Raw genomic sequence first — 14,726 nt, 5'->3', positions numbered from 1 at the left:
GAATTCGGAGTAACGTTAGATGATCAAGTTTCCTCTGCCGGCGCGCGCGCTGCGGCCCGTGCTGGCGTGCTGCGCGACGCTGGCCTTGTCTTCCTGCGCCTGGTTCCAGCCGCTGCCGCCCGGCGTGGCGCAAGTCGAGCTGGTCACGCTGAACGATTTCCACGGCAATATCGAAGCGAGCAAATACGTGCTCGACAGCGCATATGGTTCCGGCGAACGCACCGTCGTCGCCGGCGGCATCGACACGCTGGGCGCGGCGCTGCAAGCGTGGCGCAAGCAGGATCCCGAGCTGCTGCTGGTCGGCGCCGGCGACCTGATAGGCGCCAGCCCTGCGATCTCGTCGATGTGGGCCGACGAGCCCACCATCGGCGCGATGGACTTGCTGGGCATGCGCGCCAGCTCGGTAGGCAACCATGAATTCGACGCCGGCCGCGTTGAGCTGCTGCGCCAGCAGCAAGGCGGTTGCAAGTCGCCGCGCGCCGACAAGGCCTGCAAATTCGAGAACCCCTACGGCGGCGCGCAGTTCCAGTACCTGGCCGCCAACGTGATCGACATGGTGACCAAGAAGCCGCTGCTGCCGGCCTACAAGATCGAACAGGCGCACGGCGTCAAGATCGGCTTCATCGGCGCGGTGCTGCGCGAGGCCACCGAGAAGGCGCCGGCCTCCGGCATCGCCGGCCTGGACTTCGTCGACGAGGCGGACGCCATCAACCGCCAGCTGCCCGAGCTGCGCAAGCAGGGCGTGGGCGTGTTCGTGGTGCTGATCCACCAGGGCGGCCGCACCACCGATAAATTTGACCAGCAGGAATGCAGTCATTTAAAGGGCCCGATTGTCGATGTGGTCAAGCGCCTCGATCCGGCGATCCGGCTGGTCATCAGCGGCCATTCGCACCGCGGCTACCTGTGCCGCATGGACGGCCGCCTGGTGACGCAGTCCGACATGGGCGGCCATGTGATGTCGCGCATCCGCCTCACCGTCGATACCGCCAGCAATACGCTGCGCGATGTCAGCGCCAAGCAGGAAGTGATGATCCCCGGGACCTGGCCGGCCAATCCGGCGCTGGACGCCTACCTGAAAAAAGTCCGCGACCGCAGCGCCAGTGCGCTGGCGCGTCCGGTGGCGGCGCTGGCCGTGCCGAGCGTGCCGCGCGAGAAGCAGGACGACGGCGAATCGGCATTGGGCGACCTGGTCACCGACGCCACGCTGGCGGCGGGCCGCGCTTACGGCGCGCAGATCGCTTTCGTCAACAACGGCTCGTTGCGGCATGACCTCGACACCAGCGCCGGCAACCGCGTCAACGTCGGCCAGTTGCTGGCGGCGCTGCCGTACACGAATTCGCTGGTGGTGATGAACCTGCGCGGCTCGCAGATCCGCGACCTGCTGGAGCAGCAGTGGAGCGGCGGCCGCGATATCACGCGCGGCCTGCTGCAAGTGTCGGACGGCTTCAGCTACGCCTGGGATCCGCGTCGCGGCGAAGGCGGTAAAGTGGTGGCCGACAGCTTGATGCTGAACGGCGTGCCAATCGAGAACGGCACCGCCTACCGCGTGGTGGTCAACAACTTCCTGGCCGAGGGCGGCGACGCCTTCCCAGCCTTCACCCAGGGCAGCAACCGCGCCGAGACCAACATCCGCGACATCGACGCCCTGACCGATTACCTGACCCAGCGCGAGCAGTATGGCAAGCCGGCCGGCCGCAGCGAAACACAGGGCCGCATCAAGCGCCTGCAACAACCCTAGGAGTCACCATGCGTCGCGTTTTACTTTCCGTTTTGCTGCCAGCCCTGCTGGCGTCGGCCGTCCCTGCGCGCGCCGAGTTTTCGATCCCCGGTTTTGAACTGGTGCAGACCGCACCGGTGGAAACGCCGCTCCACAGCAGCGACCTGCGCGACCCCGCCACCGTCTGGAGCGAGTTGTTCGACGGCGCCAAAAGCGAGATCGTGCTGGGCCAGTTTTATGTGGTCGGACATGAGGGCAGCGTTTTCAACAAAGTGGTGGAGCGCCTGGCGGCTGCCGGCAAGCGCGGCGTCAAGATCCGCTTCCTGCTGGACCAGAAGGGCGTGGGCCTGTCGGACAAGGGCACTATCGAGCAGCTCAAGGCGATACCCAACCTGGAACTGCGCATCATCGATTTCAACAAGCTGACCGGCAACGGTATCCTGCACGCCAAGTACATGGTGGTCGACGGCGCCGTCGCCTACATCGGCAGCCAGAACTTCGACTGGCGTTCGTTCGAGCATATCCACGAGACCGGCCTGCGCATCACCGATGCGAAGATCGTCGGCCAGGTGCAGGCGGTGTTCAACCAGGACTGGCGCGCGCAGGCGATCACCGTGCAGGGCCTGGTGGCGCCGGCGCTGAACGTCAAGGCGACCACGCCGGACATCCATCAAGGCGCCTTCCTGCTGTCCAGCCCCAACCAGTTCAACCCGGCCGGCGTCGGCGATTCCGAAGCGGGCCTGCCGGCGCTGCTGGCCGAAGCCAAGAGCGAGGTGCGGGTGCAACTGCTGGACTACGCGCCGCTGAGCTATGGCCCGAAAGGCACGCGTCCTTACTACGCCGTGATCGACAACGCGGTGCGCGCCGCCGCCAACCGCGGCGTCAAGATCAAGCTGATGGTGTCGAACTGGAACCTGGAAGAACTGCCGCAGGTTTACCTGAAAAGCCTGGCCGTGCTGCCCAACGTGGAAATCCGCGTGGTCACGCTGCCGACCGCCAGCAGCGGCTTCATTCCGTTCGCGCGCGTCATCCACAGCAAGACCATGGTGATCGACAACCAGGTGGCCTGGGTCGGCACCAGCAACTGGAGCGGCGGCTATATGGATTTGTCGCGCAACCTGGAAGTGGTGATGCGCAACGAGAAGATGGCGCAGCGCCTGGCCGCGCTGCACGAACAGACCTGGAGCTCGCCGTATGCGCAGCCACTGGACATCAACAAAAAATACGCCAAACCGGCCAAGGGCAGTCCTGAATGAAGAAGCTTGTTTTGACCGTGGTGCTGAGCGGCGCCTTCATCTCTTTCAACGCCCACGCATGGGGCAATGACGGCCACCGCGCCGTCGGCGCCATCGCCGACCAGCTGATCCAGGGCAGCAACGCCGAGCAGCGCGTGAAGGCCTTGCTGCTGCCGGGCGAGAGCCTGGAAAAAGTCTCCATCTGGGCCGACTGCGTCAAGGGCAGCTATTGCGGCCCGCAGAGCGACGAGATGGTGGCCTACGTGACCGCCAATCCGCAGCACGCCGAGTACCACTACACGGACGTGCCGTTCCAGAACCCGCACTACCACGACCATGACGCCGGCACCGCCGACAACGATATCGTGCAGACGCTCAAGCAGTGCATCGCCACCTTGCAGGGCAAGGGCGACAAGATCAGCAACCCGCACGGTTTCACGCCGCGCCAGGCGCTGCTGATCCTGACCCATCTGGCCGGCGACGTGGTGCAGCCGCTGCACGTGGGCGCGGCGTTCGTGGACAGGAACGGCGCCTTCGTGGTGCCGCAAAAGCAGGCGCAGGTCGACGCGGTCAATATGTTCGACGCGCGCGGCGGCAACAACCTGCTGCTGGACGATATCAAGTTAAGCGCCGTCAGCGCGCAGCTGATCCCGGCCGGGCCGCCGGAAACCAGGGTGACCGCGCAGGCCATCGCGCCGCGCGCGCCGCAGACTACTCGTCCCTTCCATTCGTATTGGGATACCACGGTGGTGAGCTATGTCTTCCGCCGCATCGGTGCGCGCTCGCCTCAGGAGTTTGCGCAACTGGCCATCGCCGGCAAGCCCGCAGTGGATGTCAACAGCGGCGATCCTGTCAGCTGGCCGTATGCCTGGGCCGACCAGTCGCTGGCCGTGGCCAAGCTGGCGCACGCCGGCGTGACGGCCGGCGCCATCGGCCAGCAGACCAGCAAGACCGGCGAAGTCTATAACGTGTGGGCGCTGACGGTGCCGGACGATTACCCCGTCCCCAGTTCGGCCGCCGCCAAGACGCAGCTGATCCAGGGCGGCTACAACCTGGCCGCCGTGCTGCAGGCAATCTGGCCCTGATAGCCGCTATTTTCCGGTTAGGGGATTGAACCACAGTTCGCTGCGCGCCAGCGGCGTCTGTGGCGTCAGCTTCGGATTGGCCAGGTTGATCACGCGGCGCTTGTGCATGGCCGTGTTCTTGATCAAGTCTGCCTTGTAGCGCTGGAACAGCGTGTTCAGCGTGCCGTCCTTGATCATCATCTCCATCCCGGTCTCGATGCGCTTGGCCAGCAGCCTGCCCTCGGCATCGCGCCGCAGGAAGAAGTAGCGCGGCAGCGGATAGTGCAGAAGCAGCGTTTGTTCCACCGCCATCTGCGGATGCGAGGCGCTGCGTTCCTGGAATTCGCGCAGCGCTTCATCGGCGGAGCGCGAATAGAAATCGAAGCGGTCCGCTTCCAGCATGGCGAACAGGCCGTCGTAGCTGCTGCCTTCCACCACCGGCACGCCGGCTTTTTCGAAGACGGGGATGTCGGCCCAGCCCTGGCCCAAACCCGCGCGCAGGCGGCGCAGGTCGGCGACGGATTTGATGCCGGCGAAGCGCTGCTGGTCGGCGCCGCGTATCAGCAACAGCCGGTAGCCCAGCAGGCCGCGGTCGACGGGCAGGCGTACCGGCAGGAACTCATGCTCCAGTTCGGGCGAGGTGGCGCGCACGAAGATGTTGATGCGTCCCGATGGCGACGACATCTCCTGCACCACGCGCGCCGGCGACATCGCCACCTTGGATTGGTGCTGCTCGAATACGCCGTGGCGCGGCGCGGTCTTTTCCAGCGCCGCCCGCAATACCGCCCAATCGTAGTCGTAGCGGCTGTCGATGCCGTCGCTGGTGAGCGGATAGGTGAGATGGGTCGCGGCCCATGCCGGAGCCGCAACCACGCAGGCCGCCAGCAGCAGCATGCTCCACGCCCTGCGCAATCCATCGCCCATGTCTCGCTTCATGCCGCCTACACCTCGTAAAACGGGTAGTGTGCCATGCCCCATGGTGCGCCGCCAAATTTTTCCGCGCGGTGGACCTGGCCGCAAGCGGCGGGACTGCTGAAGAAGACTGTCGCGAAATGAGAACACGCTGTCGTCCTATGTGTGATTCCGCCGGAAGGACCGGGCTATACTCGATAAAACTCTGGAGGTGTCGAGTATGAAGCATATATTTTGCATAAGCATTGCCAGTGCGCTGGCTTTCGTGGCCACAGCGCCGGCGCTGGCCCAGAGCGCGGCCGATCCGGCGACGCCCGCGGCGTCGCCATTCACCGCCAACGTCACGCTGGCATCGCAATATATCTCACGCGGCTTCCGCCAGACCTGGGGCAAGCCAGCGCTGCAAGGCGGCTTCGATTACGCGGGGCCGAACGGCTTTTCCGCCGGTACCTGGCTGTCCAACGTCAGCAACCGTTTCGTCGAAAACGGCTCGCTGGAATGGGATATATACGGCGCCTATGGCGGCACGGCCGGCGATGTCGGCTACAGCGCCGGCGTCTACTACTACAAATATCCGGGCGCCGAAATACACGCCACCCACACCACCTACGACTACGCCGAACTGGCGCTGGGGCTGACCTACAAGTTCGCCTACGCCAAGTACAACTACACGGTGACCAAGGAATTCTTCGGCATCGAAAATGCACGCGGCACCGGCTACCTGGATCTCGGCGCAAACGTGGAACTGGGCGACGGCTACACGCTCAACCTGCACTTCGGCCACGGGCGCGTGGCCAACAACAGCATGTGGAGCTGGCGCGATTACAAGGCCGGCGTGACCAAGACGCTGGCGCCGGGATGGGCTGTTTCGGCGGCCTACACCAAGGCGCACGGCAAGACCAGCGCCTACGATAACTACACGCTGGGCATACCCAATTCCGCCGGTGTGATCGAGACGTCGAATCCCGCCGACGGCACGCTGGTGCTGGCGCTGACGCGAACGTTCTGATTCCTTTTTTGGGACCTTACATGACTACAGCCTATTCGACTTCCTCGTCTTCGCCGGCTTCGCGTTCGCGGTTCGGCCTCTCCCTTTCATTGAACGGCAAGATCTGCGCGGCGGCCACCGCGCTGGTGGTGCTCAGCCTCGCCGTGACGGCCACCGTCATCGGCATCCGCAGCAGCGCCAGCGCCGAGGCGGCGGCGATGAACCTGGCTCGCACCTCGGCCCGCGAAGTGGCGGGCGCACTGCAGGCGCGCATCGTCGGCAATTTGTCGTCGGTGGTCAACCTGGCCGGCTCCATGCGTGGCACGCGCGCCGCCAACCAGGCGCTCGCGCGCGACCAGATCAACGAGATGGTCAAGGCCACGCTGCTTGGATCGGAAGACCTGATCGGCGCCGCCGTCACCTGGGAACCGAATGCGCTGGACGGCAAGGACGCCGACTTCGCAGGCAAGCTGCCACTGTACGACGCCACCGGGCGCTTCATGCCTTACTGGACGCGCGGCAGCGGCAGTGGCGGCACCCATGTCGAGCCTATCGTGTTCGACAGCGCACCGGGCGCCAATGATTGGTACGACATTCCCAAGCGCAGCGGCAAGGTGTTCTTCACCGAGCCATACATTTATCCGGTGGACGGCAAGCCGACGCTGATGGCGTCGCTGGTGGCGCCGATTATGATCGAAGGTAAATTCCAGGGCACCGCCAGCGCCGACTTCATGCTGACGCGCCTGACCAGGATCCTCAACGAATTGAACGTGATCGACGGCGCCAAGCTGAGTCTCATTTCCAACGGCGGCCTGTACGCCAGCAATCCCGTCGCCGAAAAGCTGGGCAAGAAGGCCGACGACGTGCCGGCCGCCGGTCTGGATCGCGTGCGTCAGGGACAGGCATATGAATACGAGGAGCAGGGCCAGGTACATTTGCTGCAACCGCTGTTGATCCACGGCGAAACCGGCCCATGGTCGGTGCAGCTGACCTTCCCGAAAAGCGTGGCGCTGGCGCCGGCGCGCCAGCTGCTGTTGTACACGCTGATCGTGTCGCTGGTGTGCGCGGTGGTGGCGGCCCTGGTGCTGATCACGGTGCTGTTCCGCCTGACCGCGCCCTTGCGCACGCTGGCTTCGCGCATGACGGCGCTCTCCAGCGGCGATGCGGACCTGAGCGTGAAGCTGGAGGTGAACGGCAACGACGAGCTGGCGGTGATCGGCAACGGCTTCAATCAATTCGTCGGCAATATCCACGATGTGCTGGTGCAGGTGAGCGCCAGCGCGGAGAACGTAGCGCGCGGCAGCGCCGAGATCTCGCACGGGAATACCGACCTGTCGGCGCGCACCGAGCAGCAGGCCAGCGCGCTGGAGGAAACGGCGGCCTCGGTCGAGGAGCTGACCAGCACCGTCAAGGAGAATGCGGAGAACGCGCGCCAGGCCAACCAGCTGGCCGGGTCGGCGTCGGAGGTGGCGCAGCGCAGCGGCGCCGTGGTGTCGCAGGTGGTGGCGACGATGGCGTCGATTAACGATTCGTCCAACAAGATCGTCGACATCATCAGCGTCATCGACGGCATTGCGTTCCAGACCAATATCCTGGCGCTGAATGCGGCGGTGGAGGCGGCGCGCGCCGGCGAGCAGGGACGCGGCTTTGCGGTGGTGGCGTCGGAAGTGCGCAATCTCGCGCAGCGCAGCGCGGCGGCGGCCAAGGAGATCAAGACGCTGATCGACGATTCGGTCGGCAAGGTGGCCGTCGGCAGCCGTCTGGTGGACGAAGCGGGGAGCACGATGGATGAAGTGGTGTCCAGCGTGCGCCGCGTGACCGCGATCATGAGCGAGATTACGGTCGCCACGGCGGAGCAGAGCGAAGGCATCTTGCAGGTCAACCAGGCCATCGTGCAGATGGATGGCGTGACGCAGCAGAACGCGGCGCTGGTGGAGGAGGCCGCGGCTGCGGCGGAGAGCTTGCAGGAACAGGCCGCGCACCTGGCGCAGGCGGTCAGCGTGTTCAAGCTGGATCGCAGGGCTGCGCCGGCGGAGCATGTGGCGCCGCGAGCGTTGCCGCCTGCCGCGCCCGCACGCAAGGCGCCGCCGGCCGCACCGGCCGTCCGCCCGCCAGCGCCTCAGCGCGCGGCCATCGCCAAGCCGAAGCCGGCGTCCAAGGCCGACAGCGAGTGGGAAGAGTTCTAGCCAACGTACCGCAGGCCGGGCGCTTTGGTAGCGTGGCGGAGCGCTAGCGACAAAGCGCCCGCCGCGCATGGGGATAGCTGATACATTTGCAAAATTGTAAATGTTTGGAGATCCCATGAAGCGCACTCTTATTGCCTCGTTGTCCTTGGTGCTGATGTCGGCGGCGTCGGCGCAGCAGCGCGACACCGACCCCCTGGCGCCGCTGACGAAGTGCTTCGACGGCACATGGTTCCGCGTTGGCTCCACGGACCGGTTGCCGGCAACGACGAAGTGGCGCACGGTGGAAGGCCCTGACGGCAGGGCCAAGGTGTCGATGGATGACGGCTACCGCCTGATGCTCTACACGGACGGCCCCAAGCCGGTGGTGAATCTGAAGATCGAACGCGCGGCGCTGGGGCGCATCGCCGAGGACCGAGCCGCCATCGTCGCGCAGATGCAGTATCTGGTGGAGCACAATCCTGTCAATTCCACTGCGTTTAGCTCGGAGGAGCTGGGCAGCCTGGAACACCTGACGGTGCGAAAGACGTCACGGGACGGCTCCGGCATCGCCAACATCGAAACGCTGATCCAGCAGCGCACCGGCACTGTCGCCACCGCCTACCTGATCGACACCAACTCCCCCGGCTTCGATGCCTTGCGCACGGACTTCCTTGCGATGCTTGCTGCCTGCATGGAGAAGCAATAGACTGGCCGGATGAGAAAAAACATCGTCATTTTGGCGCTTGCCCTGGCAACTGCGCCTGCCATCGGAGCAGCCGCGCAGGCGCCGGCGATCGAGAACGCGTTCGCTCCTGATGCGGGAGGCGAGGCCTTGGTTTTGAAAGTGATCGACGCGGCGACTTCGAAAATCAGGCTGGCCGCGTACTCCTTCAATTCACCGCACGTGATGCAGGCGCTGCTCAACGCGAAGAAGCGCGGCGTGGACGTCAAGGTGATGGTGGATGCACGGCGCAATCAACGGCCGGCCAGCATTGCAGCGCTGCGCCCTTTGGTCAATGCCGGCATTCCGACGCGAACGGTTGCGGTGTACGCCATGCATCACGACAAATACATCGTCGTTGACGACCGCACCGTGCAGAATGGCAGCTTCAATTACAGCAAGGACGCCGCCACGTCGAACAGCGAAAACGTGCTCGTGGTGTGGGACAACCCGCAATTGGCGAAGTCTTTCCTGGATCACTGGGAAGACCGTTGGGCCAAGGGCGTCGACTACAAGTAGGCCTTACTGCGCCTGTATCACCTCGATGCCCAGCTCGCGGTAGGGCGCCAACAGCCGCGCCGATACGCCTGCATTCACCACGATCGCGCCGATGCGCTCCAACGGCGCGATCTGGAACGGCGATGCGGTGTCGAGCTTTTCCGGTGACGCCAGCACCACCGTTTTCACGGAAGCCGCCGCGATGGCGCGCTTGATCCCCGCCTCATCGTGGTCGCCGGTGCTGATGCCGTGCAGCGGATGCAGGCTGCACACACCCATGAAGAAGATATCGGTGCGGATCTGCGCAATCGCCTCTAGCGCGGACGGCCCCATCGCCACGATGGAATGCTTGAACAGGCGGCCGCCGATCAAAATCACTTCAATCAAAGGATGCTCGGCAAGCTCCACCGCCACGCTCGGGCTGTGCGTGACGACGGTGCAGCGCAGCTCCGGCGGCAGCGCGCGCGCCAGCTGGACGGCGGTGGTGCCGCCGTCGATGAACACTACTTGTCCCGGCGCGATCATGGCCGCCGCCGCGCGGGCGATGGCGGGCTTGGCGTCGCTGGAAAGCTGCTGGCGCTGGGCGAAGTTGCCCATCGCCGGCGAGGCGGGCAAGTCCAGCGGCAGCGCGCCGCCGTGCACCCGTTGCAGCAGACCTTCGGCGGCCAGCTCGCGCAGGTCGCGGCGGATGGTGTCTTCCGATAGCCCCAGCTCCTCGCTGAGGGATTTGGCGATGATCTGGCCGTCCTGTTTCAGGCGGGCGATCAGCAGTTCTTTGCGTTGACGTGTCAGCATATGCGTGAATTTTCTTGATGTTGCACGATATTGCATGATATCGTAAAAAAACGCAACCTTGATCAAGGAGATCGACATGCCCGAAGACCGCATCCGCATCCACAAAGTGGAAACCCTGTCCGACGACTGGTTCCTGCTGCAAAAGACCACCTTCGACTACCGCCGCAACGACGGCAGCTGGCAGCGCCAGACGCGCGAAACCTATGACCGGGGCCACGGCGCCACCATCCTGCTGTACAACCGTGAGCGGCGCACGGTGGTGCTGGTGCGGCAGTTTCGCTTTCCGACCTACGGCAACGGCCATGACGGCTTCCTGATCGAGGCCGCTGCGGGATTGTTGGACCATGCCAGCCCGGAGGACCGCATCAAGGCCGAGGTGGAGGAGGAAACCGGCTACCGCGTAGGCGAGGTGCGCAAGGTATTCGAGGCCTTCATGAGTCCCGGTTCGGTAACGGAGCGATTGTATTTTTTCGTGGCCGAATACGACCCGAGTTCGCGCATCGGTGATGGCGGCGGCATCGAGGAAGAGGGCGAGGACATCGAAGTGCTGGAGCTGGCGATGGACGAGGCCATGCAGATGATGGCCGACGGCCGCATCGCCGATGGCAAGACCATCATGCTGCTCCAATACGCCGCACTGCACCTGCTGTAAAGTGACAAGCATGAAGACATACTTTTTACTGGCGCTGCTGGCGGCAGGCCAAGTTGTAGCGGCAGGTGATGCCAAGGTGGGGGCGGTGCTGTTCAAGCGCTGCGCATCCTGCCATCAGGTCGGGCCTTACGCGCAAGGCGGTTTCGGGCCGCAGCTAAATGGCATCATCGGCCGGCGCGCGGCATCGACCAGGGACTACAAGTATTCGGAAGCGATGAAGAAGTCGGGACTGGTGTGGGACGAGAAAACACTGGCCGCATATCTGCGCGCGCCGCACGACGTGGTGCCGGGGACCAGTATGCGTTTTTGGGGAATCAAGGATGAACAGCAGGTCGCCGACCTGCTGTCCTTTATGCGGACGCTGAAGTAATCAGCGGGACTTCACGAACGGCGTACCCAGCGCTTTCGGCGCCACCGACTTGGCCATCAGGCCTGCCAGCACAATCACGGTGACCACGTAAGGCACCATCTGGATCAGCGAACCTGGCAGGCGGCCGACCAGCGGCAGGTCCACGCCTTCGATCTGGATTTGCACCGCGCCGAAGAAGCCGAACATCAGGCAGCCGAGGAAGGTGTACACCGGGCGCCAGTTACCGAACACCATCGCCGTCAACGCCAGGTAACCAGCGCCGGCCGACATATCACGCAGGAAGAAGCCGCTCTGCACAATCGCCAGGTAAGCACCCGAGAACGAGCACAGGATGCCCGCGATCAGCATCGCCATGTAGCGCTGGCGCTCGACGCTGACGCCGGCCGCATCGGCCGCATGCGGGTTCTCGCCGCAGGCGCGCAGGCGCAGGCCGAAGCGCGTGTGATACAGCACCCAGTGCACCAGCGGCACCAGCGCGAACGCCAGGTACACCAGCACCGAATGGCCGCCGATCAGGTGCGCGTACAGCCAGCCGATGAACGGTATGCCTTCCACGGCGGCGCTGCCCGGCAGCACCACGTCGAACAAACGCGCCTGGCCCAGGTCCGGCGTGCGGCCGCCCTGCTGGAAGAAAAATTGCGCGACCACGAAGGTCAGGCCGCTCATGGCGATGTTGATCGCGATGCCGGCCACCAGCTGGTTGCCCTTTTGGGTGATCGCGACATAGGCTTGCAGCGTCGCCAGCAGCACCGACACCAGCATGCCGGCGGCCACGCCGTACCACGGGTTTTGCGTGGCGAAGGCGACGGCCGCCGACACGAAGGCCGAGGCCAGGATCTTGCCTTCGAGGCCGATGTCGATCACGCCCGAACGTTCGGCGAACAGGCCGGCCATGCCGGCGAAAATCAGCACCGGCGCATTGCGCACGGTGGACACCAGGATGCTGCCGATTTGGAGGTCTTCAAAAGTCATGACTATCTCACTTTGTCCGTTTGATCAGGGCGGCGATGGCGGGGGCGTAGAAGTTTTCCATCGCGCCGCAGAACAGGATGATCAAGCCCTGGATGAAGATGAAGGTCTCAGGCGGTATGTTCTGCTTTTCCAGCGACAGGTCGAAACCGCCCTGTATCAGCGCGCCGAACAGCACGGCCGACAGGAAGATGCCGACCGGATGCTGCCGGCCCATCAGCGCAATCGCGATGCCGACGAAGCCCGCGCCGCCGACAAAGTTCAGCGACAGGTAATGGGTCGAACCCATGATGGAGTTGACCGAACCCAGGCCGGCCAGCGCGCCCGAGATCAGCATCACGGTGATGATCATCTTGCTGATGCGGACGCCCGCGTAGTGCGCCGCATGCTTGTTCAAGCCGGTGGCGCGCAGCTTGAAGCCCCACGAGGAACGCGACACCATCACGCCATAAATCACCAGCGCGATAATCGCCAGGAAGAAGCTGATGTTCAGCGGCGTCTCGCCCAGCACCGGGAACCACTGGTTCAGGCGCGGCATTTCGGCGGCGGCGCTGAAGGCGCGGCTGGCCGGATTCTGCTCGCCGGCCGGCACCAGGTACTTGACGATCACGGTGTTCATCAACGCGCCGGCGATGTAGTTGAACATGATGGTGGTGACCACCACATGGCTGCCGCGCTTCGCCTGCAGGTAGCCGGGCAGGAAAGCCCACAGCGCGCCAAACAAGGCCGCGCCCAGCATGCCGATGGGGATCAGCGCCCACATCGGCAGCGAACTGTCGAAGGTCAGCATGGCGAGTGTCAGGCCCAGGCCCGCAAAGTACATCTGGCCTTCGGCGCCGATGTTGAACAAGCCGGCCTGCATGGCGATCGAAACCGCCAGGCCGGAGAAGATGAAGGTCGAGGCGTAGAACAGCGTGTAGCTCAAGCCTTCCGGATTGATGACGGCGCTGTTGATCAGGATGCCCATCGATTCGACCGGGCTTTCACCCAGCAGATAGATCACCAGCGCGGCCACCAGCAGGGCCGACAACAGGTTCAGGACGGGCATTACAAACGCGGTAGCCCAGCGTGGCAGGTCGTGGTTATTCATGATTTGTGCATCCCGCCCATCAGCAAGCCGATACGGGTAGTGTCGAATTCTTCAATTTTCAGTTCGCCGGTGATGCGGCCGCCGCACATGACCAAAATACGGTCCGCCAGCGCGCGCACTTCTTCCAGCTCCACGGAGACCAGCAGGATCGCCACGCCGGAATCGCGCAAGGCGAGCAGCTGCGTGTGGATGCTTTCGATGGTGCCGATGTCGACGCCGCGCGTCGGCTGGCCGACCAGCATCAGCTTCGGCTGCGCCAGCACTTCGCGGGCGATCACCACCTTTTGCTGGTTGCCGCCGGAGAGCAGGCCAATACGCAGGTCGTGGTTGTTGGGGCGGACGTCGAAGTTTTTCATCAGCTCCGCGCAGCGCGCGGCGATGGCCTTGAAGTCGAACAGGCCCCAGCGGTTTTTCAGCTTGTCCTGGTAGCCGAGGATGGTGTTGTGCATGACCGAGAAGGCCTTCACCACGCCATCGCGCAGGCGGTCTTCCGGGATGTGGGCGATGCCCAGGTCGCGGAAGGTGCGCGGCAGGCCGTCGGCGTCGGAGCGGCCGGCGAACGGCAGCGCCTTGCCGAGGAAGTCCAGCTTGCCGGAGGTCGGCAGGCGCATGCCCGACAGGATCTCCATCAACTCGCTCTGGCCGTTGCCGGACACGCCCGCAATCGCGACGATCTCGCCGGCGCGCAGCGTGAAGCCGATATCGGCCAGCAGCTTGACCTGCTGCTCGTCCTGCAGCTGCAGGCTCTCGACGTGCAGCACCGGCGCGCCCGGATTGTACGGTTTGCGCGGCAGGTTGTTTTCGATCGGACGGCCGACCATCATGTTGGCCAGGTCTTCCTTGGTGGTGCCGGCGGTCGGCACGGCGCCGATCACGCGGCCGCCACGCATCACGGTGACGGTGTCGGTGATGTCGAGGATCTCTTGCAGCTTGTGCGTGATCAGGATGATGGTCTTGCCCTGTTCCTTGAACAGGCGCAGGATCTCGAACAGCGATTCGGTCTCCTGCGCGGTCAGCACGGCGGTCGGCTCGTCCAGGATCAGGATGTTGGCGCTGCGGTAGATCTGCTTGAGGATCTCCACGCGCTGCTGCGCGCCCACCGACAGGTCGTGGATGGTGGCCAGCGGATCGACGTCGAGGCGGTAGCGGGTGCAGATTTCGCGCAGCTGCGCCTCAACGGCGGCGCGCTTGGACTTGAGCTGGAAGCCGCCTTCGCTGCCCAGCATCACGTTATCGAGCACGGTCATGTTCTCGACCAGCATGAAGTGCTGGTGCACCATGCCGATGCCCAGCGTGATCGCTTCCTGGCTGTTGCGGATGTTGCGCGCCTGGCCATCGAGCAGGATCTCCCCGCCGTCGGCGCGGTAGTATCCGTACAGGATGCTCATCAGGGTCGATTTGCCGGCGCCGTTCTCGCCCACCAGGCCGTGGATCGAACCCTTGGCGATGGTGAAGTTGACGTCCGTGTTCGCTTTGACGGCTCCAAAATGCTTGGAGATGCCGCGAAATTCTACTGCTGGCTGCATAGGATCGTTTTCGGTGCGGTTAAG

The 14,726-nt window shown here is 64.4% G+C and carries 14 protein-coding genes; 9 read left to right on the top strand and 5 right to left on the bottom strand.

Going from position 1 to position 14,726, the window contains the following annotated elements; genetic code table 11:
- The first annotated feature begins 19 nt into the window (after window positions 1–19).
- The 3 genes from D0T21_RS24195 to D0T21_RS24185 are packed head-to-tail and all read left to right on the top strand — an operon-like array spanning window position 20 to window position 4,037.
- Window positions 20–1,738 (top strand): bifunctional UDP-sugar hydrolase/5'-nucleotidase, encoded by a 1,719-nt coding sequence (locus D0T21_RS24195; RefSeq protein WP_116992500.1) that lies wholly within the window; start codon window positions 20–22, stop codon window positions 1,736–1,738.
- An 8-nt stretch (window positions 1,739–1,746) separates the two neighbouring features.
- Window positions 1,747–2,973 carry a phospholipase D-like domain-containing protein gene (locus D0T21_RS24190; RefSeq protein WP_116992501.1) on the top strand — a complete coding sequence of 409 codons (1,227 nt, stop codon included), beginning with the start codon at window positions 1,747–1,749 and terminating at the stop codon, window positions 2,971–2,973.
- A complete protein-coding gene (locus tag D0T21_RS24185) occupies window positions 2,970–4,037 on the top strand; it encodes a S1/P1 nuclease (RefSeq protein WP_116992502.1) in 1,068 nt (355 codons plus the stop codon). Before D0T21_RS24190 ends, D0T21_RS24185 begins: the two co-directional genes overlap by 4 nt.
- A gap of 6 nt (window positions 4,038–4,043) precedes the next feature.
- Here the strand turns inward: D0T21_RS24185 and D0T21_RS24180 are convergent, their stop codons facing one another.
- On the bottom strand, window positions 4,044–4,952 hold the full coding sequence (locus tag D0T21_RS24180) for an ABC transporter substrate-binding protein (protein ID WP_116992503.1): 909 nt from the start codon (window positions 4,950–4,952) through the stop codon (window positions 4,044–4,046).
- A gap of 196 nt (window positions 4,953–5,148) precedes the next feature.
- On the opposite strand from D0T21_RS24180, the gene D0T21_RS24175 reads away from it, so the two are divergent.
- The 4 genes from D0T21_RS24175 (at window position 5,149) to D0T21_RS24160 (ending at window position 9,321) form a co-directional block, all read left to right on the top strand.
- A complete protein-coding gene (locus D0T21_RS24175) occupies window positions 5,149–5,937 on the top strand; it encodes a TorF family putative porin (protein ID WP_116992504.1) in 789 nt (262 codons plus the stop codon).
- A 20-nt stretch (window positions 5,938–5,957) separates the two neighbouring features.
- On the top strand, window positions 5,958–8,102 hold the full coding sequence (locus D0T21_RS24170) for a methyl-accepting chemotaxis protein (RefSeq protein ID WP_116992505.1): 2,145 nt from the start codon (window positions 5,958–5,960) through the stop codon (window positions 8,100–8,102).
- Window positions 8,103–8,217: 115 nt separating this feature from the next.
- Window positions 8,218–8,787: a hypothetical protein gene (locus D0T21_RS24165; protein ID WP_147328166.1), complete on the top strand. Its 570-nt coding sequence runs from the start codon at window positions 8,218–8,220 to the stop codon at window positions 8,785–8,787.
- Between the two features lie 9 nt (window positions 8,788–8,796).
- A complete protein-coding gene (locus D0T21_RS24160) occupies window positions 8,797–9,321 on the top strand; it encodes a phospholipase D family protein (RefSeq protein WP_116992507.1) in 525 nt (174 codons plus the stop codon).
- Between the two features lie 3 nt (window positions 9,322–9,324).
- On the opposite strand, the gene D0T21_RS24155 is transcribed toward D0T21_RS24160, so the two are convergent.
- Complete coding sequence (locus tag D0T21_RS24155; protein WP_116992508.1) at window positions 9,325–10,095, bottom strand: DeoR/GlpR family DNA-binding transcription regulator; 771 nt, start codon at window positions 10,093–10,095, stop codon at window positions 9,325–9,327.
- A 76-nt stretch (window positions 10,096–10,171) separates the two neighbouring features.
- Between D0T21_RS24155 and D0T21_RS24150 the strand changes: the two genes are divergently transcribed.
- Together D0T21_RS24150 and D0T21_RS24145 are read left to right on the top strand one after the other, a co-directional pair.
- Complete coding sequence (locus D0T21_RS24150) at window positions 10,172–10,747, top strand: NUDIX domain-containing protein (RefSeq protein ID WP_116992544.1); 576 nt, start codon at window positions 10,172–10,174, stop codon at window positions 10,745–10,747.
- Window positions 10,748–10,757: 10 nt separating this feature from the next.
- Window positions 10,758–11,117 (top strand): cytochrome c family protein, encoded by a 360-nt coding sequence (locus D0T21_RS24145; protein WP_116992509.1) that lies wholly within the window; start codon window positions 10,758–10,760, stop codon window positions 11,115–11,117.
- On the opposite strand, the gene D0T21_RS24140 is transcribed toward D0T21_RS24145, so the two are convergent.
- From D0T21_RS24140 to D0T21_RS24130, 3 genes are read right to left on the bottom strand one after another with little or no spacing between them, the layout of a single operon-like run.
- Entirely contained in the window at window positions 11,118–12,089 is a 972-nt protein-coding gene (locus tag D0T21_RS24140) for an ABC transporter permease (RefSeq protein WP_116992510.1), read from the bottom strand.
- Window positions 12,090–12,096: 7 nt separating this feature from the next.
- Entirely contained in the window at window positions 12,097–13,176 is a 1,080-nt protein-coding gene (locus D0T21_RS24135) for an ABC transporter permease (RefSeq protein WP_116994551.1), read from the bottom strand.
- Window positions 13,173–14,702, bottom strand: a complete 1,530-nt coding sequence (locus D0T21_RS24130) for an ABC transporter ATP-binding protein (protein ID WP_116992512.1) — start codon at window positions 14,700–14,702, stop codon at window positions 13,173–13,175. Before D0T21_RS24130 ends, D0T21_RS24135 begins: the two co-directional genes overlap by 4 nt.
- Window positions 14,703–14,726 lie beyond the last annotated feature (24 nt).

The organism is Duganella sp. BJB476, from assembly GCF_003416895.1.
Lineage (GTDB): Bacteria > Pseudomonadota > Gammaproteobacteria > Burkholderiales > Burkholderiaceae_D > Rugamonas.
This window is presented reverse-complemented; position numbering and strand designations above follow the sequence as displayed.